General features: G+C 65.3%; 12 protein-coding genes. 5 read left to right on the top strand and 7 right to left on the bottom strand.

Annotation, left to right across the window (positions count from 1 at the left end; all coding sequences use genetic code 11):
- Nucleotides 1-6 precede the first annotated feature (6 nt).
- From C8J98_RS06690 to C8J98_RS06670, 5 genes are read left to right on the top strand one after another with little or no spacing between them, the layout of a single operon-like run.
- Nucleotides 7-1,146, top strand: a complete 1,140-nt coding sequence (locus tag C8J98_RS06690) for a hypothetical protein (RefSeq protein ID WP_199229837.1) — start codon at nucleotides 7-9, stop codon at nucleotides 1,144-1,146.
- Nucleotides 1,146-2,303, top strand: a complete 1,158-nt coding sequence (locus C8J98_RS06685; RefSeq protein WP_107912236.1) for an efflux RND transporter periplasmic adaptor subunit — start codon at nucleotides 1,146-1,148, stop codon at nucleotides 2,301-2,303. The genes C8J98_RS06690 and C8J98_RS06685 overlap by 1 nt, the downstream gene beginning before the upstream one ends.
- Nucleotides 2,300-5,407 (top strand): efflux RND transporter permease subunit, encoded by a 3,108-nt coding sequence (locus C8J98_RS06680; protein WP_107912234.1) that lies wholly within the window; start codon nucleotides 2,300-2,302, stop codon nucleotides 5,405-5,407. The genes C8J98_RS06685 and C8J98_RS06680 overlap by 4 nt, the downstream gene beginning before the upstream one ends.
- Nucleotides 5,404-8,520: an efflux RND transporter permease subunit gene (locus tag C8J98_RS06675; RefSeq protein ID WP_107912232.1), complete on the top strand. Its 3,117-nt coding sequence runs from the start codon at nucleotides 5,404-5,406 to the stop codon at nucleotides 8,518-8,520. Before C8J98_RS06680 ends, C8J98_RS06675 begins: the two co-directional genes overlap by 4 nt.
- Nucleotides 8,517-9,887, top strand: a complete 1,371-nt coding sequence (locus tag C8J98_RS06670; protein WP_158272628.1) for an efflux transporter outer membrane subunit — start codon at nucleotides 8,517-8,519, stop codon at nucleotides 9,885-9,887. Before C8J98_RS06675 ends, C8J98_RS06670 begins: the two co-directional genes overlap by 4 nt.
- Before the next feature lie 207 nt (nucleotides 9,888-10,094).
- On the opposite strand, the gene C8J98_RS06665 is transcribed toward C8J98_RS06670, so the two are convergent.
- The 7 genes from C8J98_RS06665 to C8J98_RS06635 are packed head-to-tail and all read right to left on the bottom strand — an operon-like array spanning nucleotide 10,095 to nucleotide 17,356.
- Nucleotides 10,095-10,934, bottom strand: a complete 840-nt coding sequence (locus tag C8J98_RS06665; RefSeq protein WP_199229836.1) for a hypothetical protein — start codon at nucleotides 10,932-10,934, stop codon at nucleotides 10,095-10,097.
- 21 nt (nucleotides 10,935-10,955) lie between these two features.
- Nucleotides 10,956-11,795: a hypothetical protein gene (locus tag C8J98_RS06660; protein ID WP_107912229.1), complete on the bottom strand. Its 840-nt coding sequence runs from the start codon at nucleotides 11,793-11,795 to the stop codon at nucleotides 10,956-10,958.
- Complete coding sequence (locus tag C8J98_RS06655) at nucleotides 11,792-13,129, bottom strand: lipopolysaccharide biosynthesis protein (protein ID WP_107912227.1); 1,338 nt, start codon at nucleotides 13,127-13,129, stop codon at nucleotides 11,792-11,794. The genes C8J98_RS06660 and C8J98_RS06655 overlap by 4 nt, the downstream gene beginning before the upstream one ends.
- The gene (locus C8J98_RS06650; RefSeq protein ID WP_107912225.1) at nucleotides 13,126-14,310 is read right to left on the bottom strand and encodes an aminotransferase class I/II-fold pyridoxal phosphate-dependent enzyme; all 1,185 of its coding nucleotides are present in this window, start codon (nucleotides 14,308-14,310) and stop codon (nucleotides 13,126-13,128) included. Before C8J98_RS06650 ends, C8J98_RS06655 begins: the two co-directional genes overlap by 4 nt.
- 52 nt (nucleotides 14,311-14,362) lie before the next feature.
- Nucleotides 14,363-14,614, bottom strand: coding sequence for an acyl carrier protein (locus C8J98_RS06645; protein ID WP_107912223.1), 252 nt, complete (start codon nucleotides 14,612-14,614; stop codon nucleotides 14,363-14,365).
- 13 nt (nucleotides 14,615-14,627) lie between these two features.
- Complete coding sequence (locus C8J98_RS06640) at nucleotides 14,628-15,590, bottom strand: NAD-dependent epimerase/dehydratase family protein (RefSeq protein WP_107912221.1); 963 nt, start codon at nucleotides 15,588-15,590, stop codon at nucleotides 14,628-14,630.
- On the bottom strand, nucleotides 15,587-17,356 hold the full coding sequence (locus C8J98_RS06635) for a fatty acyl-AMP ligase (protein ID WP_107912091.1): 1,770 nt from the start codon (nucleotides 17,354-17,356) through the stop codon (nucleotides 15,587-15,589). Before C8J98_RS06635 ends, C8J98_RS06640 begins: the two co-directional genes overlap by 4 nt.
- Between the last annotated feature and the right edge of the window lie 2 nt (nucleotides 17,357-17,358).

The raw sequence follows: 17,358 nt of genomic DNA, 5'->3' as shown, positions 1-17,358 counted from the left end.
CCCATAGTGAGCACACCCGCTTCGCTGCGTATTGTCCCGCTTGACAGCAAGGCGGACCTCGGTCGGTTCATCGAGCTACCTCACGCTATCCTGGGTTCCGACCCGGCCTGGATCCCGCCGCTGCACCTGGAACGGCGCCTGCATCTTGGGGCGAAGACCAATCCCTGGTTCGAGCATGCGCGCTGGAAGGCCTGGCTTGCATATCGTGGAACTAAGCTGGTTGGAAGGATTAGCGCACAGATCGATTCCCTGCACCTCGAATTGCATAAAGATGACGCGGGTTTCTTCGGCATGCTCGATGCCGAGGACAATCCAGAGACGTTCGCCGCACTGATGGGCGTGGCCGAAGAGTGGCTGCGCAGCGAGGGCATCAAGCGCGTGCGCGGCCCGCTCAGCCTTTCGATCAATGATGAAGTCGGCCTGCTGGTGGACGGCTTCGATACGTCGCCCTACTTTATGATGGGGCACAGCAAGCCGTACTACGGCACGCATATCGAGCAGGCTGGCTACCACAAGGCCAAGGACATGCTGGCCTATGTGGTCGAGCCGAACTTCCCTGCGCCCAAGGTGATGAAGCGCCTGCTCGGCAAGTCCAAGCAGAGCATCACGGTGCGTCCGCTCGACCGTAAACGGTTCGATGAAGAACTCGCCGTGCTGCGCGATATCTTCAATGACGCCTGGTCGGACAACTGGGGTTTCGTGCCCTTCACCGAGGCCGAGTTCAAGGATCTGGGCCATACCCTGAAGGTGCTCATCGCCTCGGAGCTTATCCAGATTGCCGAAGTCGATGGCGTGCCCGCAGCCTTCATCGTCGCACTGCCGAACGTCAACGAAGTCATCAAGGATTTCGGCGGCAAGCTGGCGCCGTTCAACTGGGTGAAGCTGCTCTGGAACCTCAAGGTGAAGTTCCCGAAGTCGTCGCGCGTGCCGCTGATGGGCGTGCGTAAAAGCTTCCACAACACCCCGCTCGGCCCCGGCCTGGCTTTCCTGGTCATCGACGCCGTGCGTCACCATCTCGTCGCGCGCGGTGTGAAAGAAGTGGAGCTGTCGTGGATCCTCGAAGACAACGACGGCATGCGTAACATCATCGAAGCGATCGGCGGCCGCGACTACAAGCGTTACCGCGTGTACGAGAAGGAGCTCTGATGACCATCCCATTTTCCCGGTTGGGACCGATACTCCTCGGCGTCGTCGCGCTCGCCGGTGTCGCCTGTTCGAAGAAGGGTGCCTCGGACGCCGACCAGAGCGTGCCGGTGGTGGTCGCCACCGCCCGGCAAGGCAGCTTTGTCGTCTACCGTTCGCAGCCGGGTACCGTGACGCCGTCCAACAGCGTCCTGGTGCGTAGCCAGGTGGATGGCGTGCTCAAGAGCATCGCCTTCAGCGGTGGCCAGACGGTGAAGCAGGGCGATCTGCTTGCAGAGATCGACCCGCGCGCATCCCAGGCACAGCTTCAGCTCGCCACCGGCGATCTGGCGAGCAGCCAGGCCAAGCTTGCGAACGCGCAGGAAACCCTCAAGCACTTCCAGGTGCTGTCCACCCAGGATTCCATCTCGGCCCAGCGTCTGGCCGACCAGAAGTCGCTGGTCGCGCAGTACGCCGCTGAAGTGAAGTCAGAGCAGGGCCGTATCGGTACGGCCAACCTGCAGGTCGCGAACGCTCGCATCACCTCGCCGATCAATGGCACGGTGGGCTTGCGCCGCGTGGATCCGGGCAACCTGGTCGGCCCGTCCGACGCGCGTGGCATCGTGGTGGTCACCCAGTCGCAGCCGAGCAAGGTGATCTTCTCGGTGCCGGTGAACGTGGTCCCGCGTGTGCTGCAGCGTCTCAACTCCGGTACCTGCATTCCGGTCGATGCCTATGGCGACAGCCCCGATGACGTGCTCGCCACCGGGCGCCTGCGCGCGGCGAACAACGAGGTCGATCCGGCGACGGGCACGGTGAAGTTCGAAGCCGAGTTCGCCAATGCCAACAACGAGCTCCTGCCCAACCAGTTCGTCACCGCGAAGCTGCCTGTCCAGGTGTTGCCGCAGGCGATACTGGTGCCGGCCGCGGCGATCCAGCAGGGCGCCCAGGGCCCGTTTGTCTATGTGATCAACGACGACAAGACCGCTGCCGTCGTGCCGGTCAAGCTGGGCCCGGGCGATACGACCACGGCCGTCATCGCCTCCGGGATCGCACCCGGCGCGAAGGTTGTCGTCGAGGGGGCGGACAGGCTCCGTTCCGGCACGTCGGTCACCGCTACGGCGAGTGCCACGCCCGCACCGGCGTCCGCTGCGAGTGCTCCGGAATGCCATAACCCGTGAACCCGTCCCGCCTGTTCATCCTGAGGCCGGTTGCGACCTCGCTGCTGGCCATCGCGATTCTGCTGGTCGGGCTCTTCGCGTACCGGTTCCTGCCGCTCTCGGCCTTGCCGGAAGTCGACTTCCCGACGATCGAAGTCGTCACCGCGTATCCGGGTGCCGGCCCCCAGGTCGTTGCATCGACCGTCACCGGACCGCTCGAGCGCCAGATGGGGCAGATGCCCGGTCTGAGCCAGATGTCGTCGACGAGTGCGGCCGGTGCGTCCACGATCACGCTACGGTTTAACCTCGAGCTGCCGCTGGATGTCGCCGAACAGGAAGTACAGGCCGCGATCAACGGCGCGGCGCCGCTGCTGCCGCCCGACATCTCACAGCCGCCGATCTATCGCAAGGTGAATCCGGCAGACGCGCCGGTGATGACGCTGGCCCTGACCTCGCCGACCCTGTCGCTGCGTGTGCTCCGTGAGCTGGCCGATACGCGCCTGGTGCCGAAGCTCTCCCAGGTGACCGGCGTGGGCCTGGTCAGCCTCGATGGCGGACAGCAGCCGGCGATCGTGGTGCAGGCGGATCCGTCGAAGCTCCGCGCGCAGGGCATGACCCTGGACGACCTGCGCGGCGCCATCCACGACGCCAATTCGAACCAGGCCAAGGGCAGCCTCGAGGGGCCGGTCCGGTCCTCGAACATCGCTATCAGCAACCCCATCGATACCGCCGCCGAATTCGAGCGCCTGACCGTGGGTCACCGCGACGGCGCCGTGGTTCGCCTGGGTGACGTGGCGAAGGTGGCCGATGGTGCCGAGAATTCACGCCTCGCCGCGTGGTCCGGCAAGGACCCGGCGATCATCCTGCTGATTCGTCGCCAGCCCGGCGCTAACGTGGTGGAGGTGGTCGACCGCATTCGCGACCTGCTGCCACAGCTGAAGACGACGTTGCCGGCCGCGGTCGATGTCACGACCCTGAATGACCGCACTCAAACCGTGCGTGCAGCCGTGAGCGACACGCAGCTCGAACTGATCTTCGCGATCGTCCTCGTCGTGTTCGTGATCTATCTGTTCCTGGGCAGCGGCACGGCGACTGTCATCCCCGGCGTGGTGGTACCGCTCTCGCTGATCGGTACGTTCGCGGTCATGTACCTGGCCGGCTTCTCGATCAACAACCTGACGTTGATGGCGCTGATCGTGGCGACCGGGTTCATGGTCGACGACGCGATCGTCATGATCGAGAACATCGCCCGTTATGTGGAAGCAGGCGAGGATCCCTTCGCCGCGGCGTTGAAGGGCTCACGTCAGATCGCCTTCACCGTGGTGTCGTTGACCTTGTCGCTGCTGGCGGTGTTGATCCCGCTGCTGTTCATGGGCGGCCTGGTCGGACGGCTGTTCCGCGAGTTCGCGATCACCCTGGCGGTGGCGATCCTGATTTCCTGCGTGGTGTCGTTGACGCTCACGCCGATGATGTGCGCCCGCATGCTCCGGCGCACGCCGGAAGCGTCCCAGCAGGGACGCGTCGCCCGCAAGGGCCGGCAATGGCACGACACCGTGCTGGCGAAGTATGCGCGGGGGCTCGAGTGGGTGCTGGCACGCCAGACCGCGACCCTGGTCACGGTGGCGGGGATGGCGGCGCTTGCCGTCGTGCTTTACCTCGTGATCCCGCGTGGTCTGTTCCCGACGCAGGATTCCGGCGACATCCAGGGCATTTCCGTCGCCTCGCCGACGGTATCCTTCGCCGCGATGGCCAGTCGCCAGCAGGCGTTGACGGCGGAGATCCTGAAGGATCCCGCGGTCGAGAGCGTGGCGTCCTTCATCGGTGTCGGCGACGGCGCGCTGTCGCTCAACAGCGGCCGCCTGCTCATCCATCTCAAACCGCTCGGCCACCGCAATCGCGTGCCCAAGGTCATGCAACGGCTCGCCGAGGCAGCCAGCAAGGTCGATGGCATCACGCTTTACATGCAGCCCGTGCCCGACCTGACGATCGACGATCGCGTGAGCCCGGGGCAGTACCAGTTCTCAGTCGAGAATGCGGACCCCGCGCTGCTTTCGCAGTGGCTGCCGCGCATCGTCGGTCCGCTACAGAACATCGGCAAGCTTTCGGGCGTGACCAGCGACCAGCATGACAAGGGCCTTGAGGCGTTCGTCCAGGTCGATCACGACCTCGCGAGCCGCTATGGCATCACGTCGGCCGCCGTGGGCGACGCGCTTTACAACGCCTTCGGCCAGCGCCAGGTGAGCACGCTGCTGACCCTCGCCAGCCAGCGCCGGGTGATCCTCGAAGCGGCCCCCAACGCCGATGGCACCTCCGGTGCGATGGGCGGCATCTATCTCGCGCCGCAGGCAGGTACGGGTGTTACCGGTGCGGACGCGAGCGATCCGTCGTCCACCTTGATTCCCCTGTCGTCCATCGCCCAGGTCAGCGAACGGACGGGGCCCCTCGTGGTGACCCGTATCGACCAGCTTCCGGCGGCGACGGTGTCGTTCAACGTGGCGCGAGGCGTTGCGTTGGATAGCGCGATAAAGTCCGTGGATGCCGCATGGCGCGACCTGAAGATGCCGGCCAGCATGCAGATGCGCTGGCAGGGTTCGTCGCAGGCCTTCCAGGCGTCGCGTGATGGTCAGCCGTGGCTGATCCTGGCCACGCTGATCACCGTTTATATCGTGCTGGGCGTGCTCTACGAGAGCTACATCCATCCGTTGACGATCCTGTCGACGCTGCCCTCGGCGGGCATCGGCGCCTTGCTGGCACTGATGATCGGCGGCTTCGAGCTCGACGTGATCTCGCTCATCGGCGTGATCCTGCTGATCGGTATCGTGCAGAAGAACGCCATCATGCTGATCGACTTCGCGATCGATGCGCAGCGGCAGCAGGGCCTCGCGCCGCGTGATGCCATCGTGCAGGCCTGCATGCTGCGCTTCCGTCCCATCATCATGACGACGCTCGCCGCCATGCTCGGCGCGTTGCCGTTGATGTTGGGCGGCGGCATGGGCGCGGAGCTGCGTCATCCGCTGGGCGTGGGCATCTTCTGGGGCCTGTTGGTGAGCCAGTTGCTGACGTTGTTCACGACGCCGGTGATCTATCTTGCTTTCGAACGCGTGCTGCAGCGTCGCCGGGCATGAACATCTCACGGCTATTCATCGACCGGCCGGTGGCGACATCGCTGCTGTGCCTGGGCCTGGTGATCGCCGGTGCGCTGGCGTGGCGCCTGCTGCCGATCGCCTCGCTGCCCGAAGTGGACGTGCCGACCATCAAGGTCTCGGCCTCTCTGCCCGGTGCCAGTCCGGCGACGATGGTCTCGGCCGTGGCGACCCCGCTTGAGCGTGCGCTCGGACGCATCGCCGGTGTGACCGAGATGACCTCGGTGAGCACGAACGGCGCGACGGATATCCGCCTGAGCTTCGACTTCTCGCGCAACGTGGTCGGCGCGACACGCGACGTGCAGGCGGCGATCAATGCCGCTCGCGGCGACTTGCCCTCCGACATGCCGGGCAGCCCGACCTACCGTGCGGTGAGCTCGGCCGATGCCCCCGTGCTCGTGCTCAGCCTGACCTCGCGCGATGCGAGCCCGGGACAAATGTATGCCGTCGCCTCGACGACCTTCAGCCAGATGCTGGCGCAGGTGGACGGCGTGGGCGACGTGGAACTCGTCGGTAGCTCCGTGCCGGCCGTGCGCATCGATCTGGATCCGACGGCGATGAACCAGCGCGGGGTGGGCTTCGAGCAGCTGCGCCACGCCGTCGCCGCCGCCGTCTCGAACCAGGCGTCCGGCGCGCTGGAGATTGGCGACCGCTACCTGCAGGTGGCCACGAACGGCCAGCTCGATACGGCGGAAAAATTCCGCGCGCTGGTGGTGTCCGGCCGCGACGGCACCGCCGTGTCCCTCGGTGACATCGCCCGTGTCGTCAATACCGTGCGCGACCCCGACAATGCGGCGCTCGCCAACGGCGAACCCGCGGTGCTGGCCCTCGTCCGGCACAAGGCCGGCGCCAATATCATCGAGGTGATCGACGGCATCACCCGGCGTCTGCCTGCGCTGCAGGCGTCCTTGCCGGGCGACATGAAGGTGAGCGTTATCGTCGATCGCGCGACATCCGTGCGCGGTTCGCTGAGCGGTGCGGAACATACGCTGGCCCTGGCAGTGGTGCTGGTCGTGGTCGTCATGCTGCTGTTCCTTCGGGATGTCCGCGCCGCGTTGATCGCCAGCGCCGTGGCACCGATCTCCCTGCTGGGCGCCATGACGGTGATGTATCTGCTCGGATACAGCCTCGACATCCTGTCCCTGATGGCGCTGACCATCGCGGTGGGTTTCACCGTGGACGACGCCGTGGTGGTGGTCGAGAACATCGCCCGGCACATCGAAGACGGCATGGCGCCGCGTGAGGCGGCACGGGTCGGTGCGGGCGAGGTGGGCCTTACCGTGCTTTCCATGAGCGCGGTGCTGATCGCGGTGTTCATCCCCTTGTTGCTGATGGGTGGCTACGTCGGCCTGTTCGTGCGCGAGTTCGCCGTCACGCTTGCGGTAGTGATCGCGATCTCCCTCGTGGTATCGCTGACCTTCGTGCCCATGCTGTGTGCGTTGTGGCTGAAGCCGGAAAGCTCGCGTCGTCGCCATGGCCGCGTTTTCCAGTGGAGCGAGCGCGCGTTCGCCAGGCTGCAGAAGGCGTATGACGATAGCCTCGTCGTGGCGCTCCGCCGTGCGCCGCTGACCATGCTTTCCTTGCTCGCGGTGCTTTGCCTGAGCGTTGTTCTCTACATCGTGGTGCCCAAGGGATTCTTCCCGCGCCAGGACACCGGTGAGCTCACCGGCGACTTCGACACCGATGACAGTGCCTCCTTCCCCGTGGCCAGGGCGAAGCTGGCCACGTTCCTCGATGTGGTGCGCGCCGACCCCGCCATCCAGAGCGTTGCCGGCTACGCCGAGCACGATTCGGGCTCGTTGTTTGCGACGCTGAAACCGCTCGCGAAGCGCGACGCGAGCGCCGACGAAGTCGCGGCCCGGTTGAACGCCAAACTGGCTCGCCTCTCCGGCGGAACGTTTACGGTCACCTCGGTGCAGAACATTCGCGTCGGTGGCCGTCGCAGCCGCGCGTCGAACGAATACACCATCCAGGCCGATTCGCCGGAACTCCTGCGCACATGGGCGCCGCGGATTACCCAGGCCATGACGACGATTCCGCAGATCAGCAATGTGCATAGCGACAATGGCGGTACGGCGCTGGCGACCTCGCTGGATGTCGATCGCGATACCACGGCGCAATACGGCATCAGCTACGCACGCGTCGACGGCGTCCTGCGCGATGCCTTCGCCGACCGCCGTGCGGCGACGATTTTTTCGCCGGCGGATCAGGTTCCCGTGCTGATGGGCGTGGCGCCCGAGCACGCGCAGTCGCCCGATGCATTCAACCAGATCCAGGTGCCCGGCGCCGGTGGAAGCAACGTGCCATTACTGATGCTGGGGCATGTGCGCCAGTTCAACGTGCCACTGAGCATCTCTCATTTCGGGCAGTCCCTGTCGGCGACGATCTCGTTCGACCGGGCGCCGGGTGTATCGCTATCGCAGGCGACACAGGCGATCCAGCGTGCGGTGGATCGCACATCCATGCCGACCTCGGTGCGTAGCACTTTCGCCGGTTCGGCGGGTGCGGCGCGGCAGGTGGCATCAAGCGAGCCGGCCTTGATCCTCGGTGCGTTCCTTACGCTGTTCATCGTTCTTGGCATCCTTTACGAAAGCTGCTTCCACCCGCTGACGATTCTTTCCACGCTGCCGTCCGCGGCGGTCGGCGCGGTATTCGCGCTGATCGTGTTCCGGACCGACTTCGACGTGATCGCCCTGATCGGTGTTTTCGCCCTAATCGGTATCGTGATGAAGAACGCGATCATGATGGTGGACTTCGCGCTCGCCGCGCAGCGAGGCGAGGGGCTGACGCCGGCCGAGGCGATCCAGAAAGCCTGTCGCCTGCGCTTTCGCCCGATCCTGATGACCTCGCTGGCGGTGATGGTCGCGGCGGTGCCCCTGGCCATATCGCGCGGCGACGGCTCGGAAATGCACGCGCCGCTCGGCATCGCGATGGGTGGTGGTCTGGTGGTGAGCCAGTTGTTGACGCTTTACACGACTCCGGTTGTGTACCTTTATCTCGACAGATTCAGCAGGTGGGCAGGACGATGGACGCAGAGTTTCAGGGCCCGAGGGGACGCCGCATGGTCGGCAGGCCGCAACGGAGCGCTGAAGTGAGCGCGCGGTTCCACGCTCACGGTCTACGCGCCGTTCTTGTCGCGGGCATCGTGGTGCTTGTCGCCGCTTGTACCGAGGTCGGGCCGAATTACGTGCGTCCGTCGACGGCTGTGCCTGCCGCGTACAAGGAAGCGAGCCTGCAGGCTGGTCAGCACGCGGAACCGGCGATCGCCGGCAAGTGGTGGGAGATCTACGGCGACCCCACGCTCAACGCGCTGGTGTCGCAGGTGGCGGTGAACAACCAGTCGCTCGCAGCTGCCGCGGCTCGCGTAGGCCAGGCCCAGGCACTCATTCAGGAGGCGCAGGCTGCGTCGGTGCCGCAGGTCAGCGCCGGCACCCTCAAGTCGGGCCGCAAGAACGAGAACGATGTGGGTATCGGGGTCACCTGGGAGCTCGACCTGTGGGGTCGGATCCGCCGTGATGTCGAGTCCCACCGCGCCATCGCCGAGGCAAGTAAGGACGACCTCGCCGGCGCGACGTTGTCGATGCAGGGGCAGCTCGTGCAGAGCTACTTTGCATTACGCCAGGACGATGCGGTGATCGGACTGATGCAACGCTCCGCGGATGCCGCCGAACAGTTGCACCGCATGGTCGGCAATCAGTACGCGCAGGGCCAGGCGTCCAGCTCCGACGTGGCCGGGGCGGTGATAAAGGCAAGCTCCGCGCAACTTCAACTGGCCGATACCAAGGCGGCCCGCGCGCAGCTCGAACATGCGATCGCGGTGATGCTCGGCAAGCCGCCCGCGGCGTTTGCGATCGCCCCGGCGCCCTTTGACGCGAATGTGCCGGTGATTCCGGCAGGTGTCCCTGCGAGCCTGCTGGAGCGCCGCCCGGACGTGGCCGCGGCCGAACGCCGGATGGCTGCCGCCAGCGCCCGCATCGGCGTCGCCAAGGCTGAGACCTTGCCCTCGATCAGTCTGGCCGCCGGCATCGGTATCCTGAAGGGCCCGACGGGAACGGCGGATATCCGGGCGCCGTTGTTCACCGGCGGTCACCTGACCGGGCAGCTCACCAACGCCGACGAGGCCTATAACGAGGCGGTCGCGAACTACCGACAGACCGTGCTCGATGCGTTCCGTGAAGTCGAAGACGGCCTCGTGGTGATCAGCACACTGGCGGTCAACGCCGAGCTCCAGGCCAAGGCGGCGACGGCGGCGACGGAGTCCGACCGCGTCACACGGAACCAGTACAAGGAAGGCGTCGCCGACTATCCAGCCGTCGTGGATGCCGCCAACGCGGCGCTCGATGGCGTCCGCGGCGACATGCAACTTCGCCTGCGCCGCCTGGATGCCAGCGTGAACCTCATCATGGCCCTGGGCGGCGGCTGGCAGCCGGAGTCCGTCCGCGATCCCAAATCCCCGCGCTGAGGTCTTGCCGCTAGGGCTCGGCTCCGCCATCGCCTTTGCGGACGAGTCCCCTCAACCCCTGAGGTGGCCGGAGGCAGAGCGAGAGCGACGAGCACGCACGGCACTTGCCTGGTAGGAGCCGATTCATCGGCGATCGGGTGCTTGCGGCACCCAGGCCTGAGTGCAAAACGCGATGGCGGAGCCGAGCCCTGAAGATTCAGCCCCGGACTAAAGCGGATAACTGGCGATCAGGGTCTCGAGGCGCGAACGGATTCCCTCGGCCAGTGGTGCCGGGGTGTCGTAATGCCGTTGGCCGGAATGGGCCTCGGCGACCATCTCGTCGTGGCGGGAACCCATCAGGCCGTTGATGGCCGCCAGGAACCGCGACATACGGAAGGCGTGATCGTTCGGACCGAGCGTCCTCAGCGTGTCGTAGAAGGACACCTGCATGCTGACGATCTTGCGCACCGTATGGAACTCATGACCGGCGAAGGCGGTGTCCGCCATGGCCTTTTTCAGGCCGCGCATTTCCGCTTTACGGAAAGCGATGAACCCCGCCTCGCTATCCAGGCGCGTGTTCTCCATCGAACGCCGTACGATCCACCACACAGGCTTTGACAGCAGTACGCGTAGCTTGAGGCCGCTGCGAACGATGCCACGGCGTTGACCGCCGCGAAACGCATCCTGCAGCTTGCCCAACTGGCGCGTCGTCCGGTCGAATAGGTAGTCCGAGACGTGATGCCTGCTGTATAGGCGTTGCGCAAAGCGCAGGTGCTTGTATCGCGCCCGGATGTACTTGAACTCGCGACGTTCGTCGTCACTCAGCTTTTCGTCGCGAAGCAGCTTCTCGACCAGCCGCAACAAGTCCGCGCGCGTGAAGCCGTCTTCCCAGAATTGCAGGCACAGCGAGTAGCACTGCCGTATCGATTCTTCCGGGCATCCCAGCACGATGGGGTCGGGCAGGGCGACATGGTCGTCGACGATGTCGTTGATCTCGACGGCGTCGAATAAACGCCGCAGCGTTTCCGCCGGAAATTTCTGCCACATGCGCGCACCACTGCCGATCATTGCTGTGCATCCTGAACCCGCTTACAGCGGATAGCGGGCGATCAGGGTCTCCAGCCGGGACCGGGTTTCCTTGGCCAGCGGCGCCGGCGTGTCGTAGTGTCGACGGCCTGACAGGGCTTCCGCAACCATTTCGTCGTGGCGTGAGCCCATCAGGCCGTTGATCGCCGCAAGGAAACGCGACATGCGGAAGGCGTGATCGTTCGGACCGAGCGTCCTTAGCGTGTCGTAGAAGGACACCTGCATGCTGACGATCTTGCGCACCGTATGGAACTGGTGGCCGGCGAAGTGGGTGCGTGCCATGGATTTCTTCAGGTCGCGCATTTCCGCCTGCTGGAAAGCGATCAGTCCCGGCTCGCTGGCCAGACGCGTGTTTTCCATCGCTCGCTGGACCATCGACCAGACCGGCTTTGACAGCAGCACCCGAAGCATGAGGCCATTGCGGACGATGCCGCCACGCCGGCCGCTGCGAAACGCATCCTGCAGCTTGCCAAAGACGCGCGTCGTGAGGTCGAACAGGAAGTCCGATCGGTGAGGTTTGCTGTATAGCCGTTGCGCAAAACGCAGATGCTTGTACCTCGCACGGATGTGCTTGAACTCGAGACGTTCGTCGGCGCTCAGCCCTTCGTTACGAAGCAATTTTTCGACCAGTCGCAATGCATCCTCGCGCGTGAAACCGTCTTCCCAGAACTGCAGGCACAGCGCGTAACACTGCCGTATCGATTCCTCGGGGCATGCCAGCACGATGGGATCGGGCAGTGAGACATGGGCGTCGACGATATCGTCGACATCCACGGCGTCGAATAAGCGCCGCAATGTTTCGGCCGGGAATTTCTGCCACGTGGGGCCACGACGGCGTGTCATGACTGCGCTTCCTCAGGCTTGTAGAACGACAGCGTGTGCCGCTTGCGGTAGGCGGACAGGGTCGGGACCAGGAAGAAAAACGCTTCCAGGCACTGACCGCCGAAATAGGCGACAGCCGCGCCCATGATGCCGAAGACATGCGTGAAACCGATGAGCAGCCCGACGTATATCAGCGCCGCGAGTCCCTGCGCAACCAGCGCCGCACGCTGGCGGCTGGCAATGTACAGCAACGATTCCAGGGGGAATCCCGCCATGGAAACCACGAGCGCGCCGCACATCACCTGCAGCAAACTGTAGGACTCGAGATACTTCGCGCCAAACACCGCGGAAATCAGTGGCTTTCCCACAACGAACACCAACAGTGCGACGAGGATGCCCAGCCCGCCGGCCAGGGCGGCCGAGCGCAGGCCGAGCTTCCACGGCCGCGTACTGGCCGGATCGAGGCGCATGATCTCCGGATAGAAGCTTTTCTGCATGAGCGAGGCGGGTGTACCGGCCGCGTCGAAGAAGGTCATCGCGACCTTGAACAGGCCGGCCGCGGTGGGGCCGAGCATGACGCCGACCAGCACGTTGGTGCCAGCATTACGGGCCGACCAGATCGAGTGGGAGAAATTGGTTGTCCAGACGAAATCCCAGGCGCCCTTGATGCGTCGGGCCGGGGCAAACAACCCCGGCCGCAGGGCATGCTCGATGTTCTGCCGGCGCAGCTCCTGGACCGCGAACACCCAAAGCGCGATGTCGCCGACCAGGCTGGACAGGTACCACGTCGCCAGGAAACCGGGGAAACCAAGGTGGGCGAAGTAGGCGATGATGCTGCCGATGGCGCGCAGGAAAGGTGTGACGGCCTGCTGCACGGCGATCAGGTCGAAGCGGTCGATCGAGCGGAGGATGCCCGTGGGCGTCGCCGCCGTCATGGTCGGGATCAGCGTGCAGTAGGCCAGCGCCCACCAGAAGTCTTCGGTCGAGATGCCCACCGAATGACTGAGCAGGGGCAACAGGATCATGCCGCCCACGGCCGCGACGATGCCGCTCGCCAGGTCGAGGCCGAACGAGAACCCGGTGACGTCACGGAAGCGCTGGACGTCCTTGTGGGCGAGGGCAGGGGTGCCGAACTGGACGACGAACTGCCAGGTCTGGAACTTGGCGATATCGCTGACCGTCTTGGCGTAGGCCTGGACGACGACCAGAGTACCGAACAGCGCCGGCGTCATGCCGCGGCCCGCGCAGCCGAGTGCCAGCAGGCTCAGCAGGGCACTGACGACGTTGCTCGAACCGAGGATGGACGCATTGCGCACGATGGCGCGAAACGCGCCATCGGAGAACCAGTGCTTCATGCCTTGACGCCGGGCCAGCTCCCGAACGCGGCACAGATCGCGTCGATCTGCTCCGGCGTGTGGGCGGCGCTCACGCTGCAGCGAAGCAGCGATTCGTTACCCGGCGTGGCCGGGGGCACCATGAGGTTCACGTAGACACCGTGCTTGAGCAGGTGATCCCAGAAACGCAGCGCTTCGAGTTTGTCGCCGACGAGCACGGCGACCACGGCGTTGGGCGCCGCGCCGAGGCGGAAACCGAGGGCCGAGAGGCCTGCGTGCAGGCGCTCTGCATTGGCCTGCAGACGCTTGCGAAGGTCGGTGGCTTTCTCCAGCTTGCGCAGCGCCGTACGCGTTGCCGCGATCGTCGCCGGCGCGAGGGACGCGGTGAACACGTACGGACGGCTGGCATAGCGCAGCACGTCCATGTCGGCGGAGTCGCCGACGCAGAAGCCGCCGGTATTGCCCAGGCTCTTGCTGAAGGTACCGACGACGAAGTCGACGTCCGCAAGGACGCCATCCACTTCGGCCAGGCCCTGGCCCTTCTCGCCGAGCACGCCCATGGAGTGGGCTTCGTCGACCAGCAGGGTGGCGCCGAATTCCTTCTTCACGCGGACGAACTCGCGCAACGGTGCGCGGTCGCCCAGCATGCTGTAGACGCCTTCGACGATGATCAGCGCGTCGGCGGCACCGTCACCGAGGCGACGCATGCGCTTGGCCAGGTCGTCGGCGTCGTTGTGACGGAAGCGGATGGTATTTGCGCCGGCCAGCGTGCAACCGTCGTAGATGCTGGCATGGCTGTCGGCATCGATCATCACGGTGTCGCCCGGACCGGCCAGCGCCGAGATCATGCCAAGGTTGGCCTGGTATCCGGTGGAGAACACGATGGCATCGCGCTTGCCGTAGAACCGCGCCAGGTCGAGTTCGAGCTCGCGATGCGAGGCGTAGCTGCCATTGGCCATGCGCGACCCGGTGGTGCCCGTGCCCGACGATTCCAGGGCTTCGCGCGCCGATGCGATGCAGTCGGCATCGAAGGTCATGCCGAGGTAATTGTTGGTGCCGGCGAGGATAGTCGGCCGCCCGTCGATGATGCCTTCGGTGGGCGAGACGATCTGGTCGATCTGCACGCCGAACGGATCGATGCCGACCGCTGCCAGCTCCTGCCGGACGGCACGAACCGCCTTCAGCCTGGGATTCTCTTTCATGCGATTTTTGCCCGTGGAATTCTGGATCAGTGACGCGACGTCGCCCGCTCGCTTACGCGTTCTCGCCTGCAGATTTCTGGATCAGCGACGCAAAGTCGCCTACCGTCCGTACTTCCGCCAGCGCATTGATAGGCACGGAAATGTCGAACTCGTCCTCGACGGCGACGACCAGATCCATGACCTTCAGCGAGTCCAGCCCCAACTCGCTCGTGATGCCGGTGTTCTCGGTGATCACCACCGGGCGACCTTCCGCGAAGGGGGTGACGAGTTCGATAAGTTGTGCAACAACATCTTGGTGATTCATGAGGGCACTCCGTTCAGTGCGCAGAGGGTTTGCCGAGCGTGTCGGCAAGACCGCGCTCGAAGCCGAAGACGGGTCGCCACCCGGTTGCGTGTTCGAAGGCAGTGCCATCGCCCACCCAATCGGCGTGCGTCACCTCACGCACCTTGCCGAGGGTCAGCATGGGCGCGTATCCGAAGATGCGCGCCGCAACGAGGTTAACGCCACCAACAAGTCGCAATAATGACGCGGGAATCGTCAACCGACGAATCGGCGCATTCCCGCGCAGCACGCGCGATGCCGTGGCGAGCACGGTATCCCAGTCGTAGCCTCGATGGCCGTCATCCAGTTCGTAAGTATTTCCCGAATCGCCTTCGGATGCCAGCCACGCGACCACCGCGGACGCGAGGTCGGCGACGTGGATGAGGGAAAAGCGGCCCTTGCCGTCGCCCGGGATCGGCGCCAGTCCACGGCCCATGCCCTGGAACAAGGGAAGCATTTCGCGATCTCCCGGGCCGTAGACGGCAGGCGGCCGGAGGGCGGCCCAGACCAGGCGGCCGGCGTTGGCTTCGAGCGCACGTTCACCGCGCCACTTGCTGCCCGCATAGTCCGAAAGCTGCGGCTCGCGCGCGGCAAGGGAGGAAATCAGCAGGTATCGGCCGCAGGAAGGCTCCCCGGCAGCAGCCTGGACCGTGTCCAGAACACCTTGTTCGTTGACGCGGTCGAAGTCCTCGCGCCGGGCGCCGCGAACGCTGCCCGCGCAGTGAACGAACGCGTCGGCACCCTTCACCAGGGTGGCCAACGCGGCGCGATCGGCGAGATCGCCGGGGATCCATTCGAGGTTATCGGTGTCCTTCAGGACACGGTCGGCCCGGGGCCGGTAGAGAGCACGTACGCGGTAGCCCGAAGCCACCAGCTGTTGCCGCAACGCGGTGCCAACGAAACCGGTGGCACCCGTCAGTGCGACGACGGGCTGCCTTGCGGCAGCAGGGTCGATCATGCCGCGGCAGCGGCCCGGGGAGCCTGTACGTGAGCCTTGGCCTGGCGCTCCAGGTAACCCACACGCGTGGCCGAACGCGACAGCTTGCCGGACGAGGTGCGCGGCAGGGTATGACGCGGCACCAGTTCGATGAGGCAGGCAATGCCGAGCTCTTCGAGCAGATCGCCACGGATACGATTGACCAGCGACTCGCGAATCTCGACATCGTCGGTATTGCACTGGACGACCACGGCAGCGACTTCCGCGCCATCCGGGCCCGGCACGCCGAATGCCGACGCGTCCTGCGAACGCAGTTCCGGCTGGCGCTCGACGATGCGCTCGATGTCCTGCGGCCAGATGTTGCGGCCGTTGACGATGATCATGTCCTTGTGGCGACCGGTGACGACGACTTCGCCGTCGACGACGTAGCCGATGTCGCCGGTGTCGAGCCAGCCATCGGCGGCCAGCACTTCAGCGGTCTTTTCCGGCTGCTGGAAGTAGCCCGACATGACGCTCGGACCACGAACCATGATGCGGCCCACGTGGAGGTCGGCGAGCTGCGTGCCTGCGTCGTTCCAGATCTCGAGCTCGTGGCCCGGCAGTGGACCGCCGCAACGGACGAAGCCCGTACCGGTACCGGCAGCGACCGGCGTCGCGATGAGGTCTTCGGCCAGGTTGGCGGGATCGATCCACTCGACCACGATGCCAGCCTGCAGCGGCGAAAAGCTGATCGCCAGCGAGGCTTCGGCCATGCCGTAAGACGGCACGAACGCGCGAGCGTCGAAGCCAGCCGGGGCAAGCAGCTCGGCAAAGCGAGCCGGGACTTCGGGCAGGATGGGCTCTGCACCGATGCCGGCGACACGCCAGTGGGACAGGTCGTACGAAGCGATATCCGACGGCTTCACACGACGCGCGCACATTTCGTAACCGAACGGCGGGCTATAGGCGATCGTGGCCTTCGACGAGCTCATCAACTCGAGCCAGCGACGCGGACGCATCGCGAACTCGCGCGTGTCGAGATAGTCGATCGAGCGCTGACCCGCCATGACGGTGAGCAGACAGCCGACCAGGCCCATGTCGTGATAGAACGGAAGCCAGGACACGAAGCGGTCGTCGTCACGCAGGTCGAGGCCGTGATTGTTCGAACCCTGCAGGTTGGCCATCAGGGCCTGCTCGGTAATCATCGCCGCCTTCGGCGTACCGGTGCTGCCCGAGGTGAACTGCAGGTAGGCGACTTCGGTCGGGCCGAGTGGCTGCAGTTCGACGTTCTGGATCGGCAGCTCGGCGAACGCGGCGGGCGTGCCCCACTTGGCGATATCCAGACCAGCGACGGCCTCGCCGAGGAAACCGATGAAGGCTTCCGACGCAACGGCCACCGAGGCGCCAGCGGCCTGGAGCATGCCGCGAAGCTTCTTCACGTACGCATCATGGCCGCCGAGATTCACTGTCGACGGTAGGGCGACAGGAACGAGGCCCACGTACTGGCAGGCAAAAAAGAAACGCAGGAAGTCAGCGTTCGTTTCCGCCACGATGGCCAGACGGGCACCGCGCTTCAGCCCGAGCGTCGCGAGTCGCTGCGCCAGCTCAAGGGCTTCCTTGCGGAGGGTCCGGTAGGGCAGGGCCAGGTCAAGCTTGCCGCCCGCGTAGAAGTTGGCACCAGTGACGCCATGTGCGGCGTAGTCCAGCACTTCTGCAAGGCTGGCAAAGTCCGCACGGCGCAGGGGCACCGTGTTCATGGTGGGCGTGGGTAGCCCGACCTGGATGGCAATGTTTCCGTCTGCGCTCATGG

This window comes from Luteibacter sp. OK325 (genome assembly GCF_003050935.1).
Classification (GTDB): domain Bacteria; phylum Pseudomonadota; class Gammaproteobacteria; order Xanthomonadales; family Rhodanobacteraceae; genus Luteibacter.
This window is presented reverse-complemented; position numbering and strand designations above follow the sequence as displayed.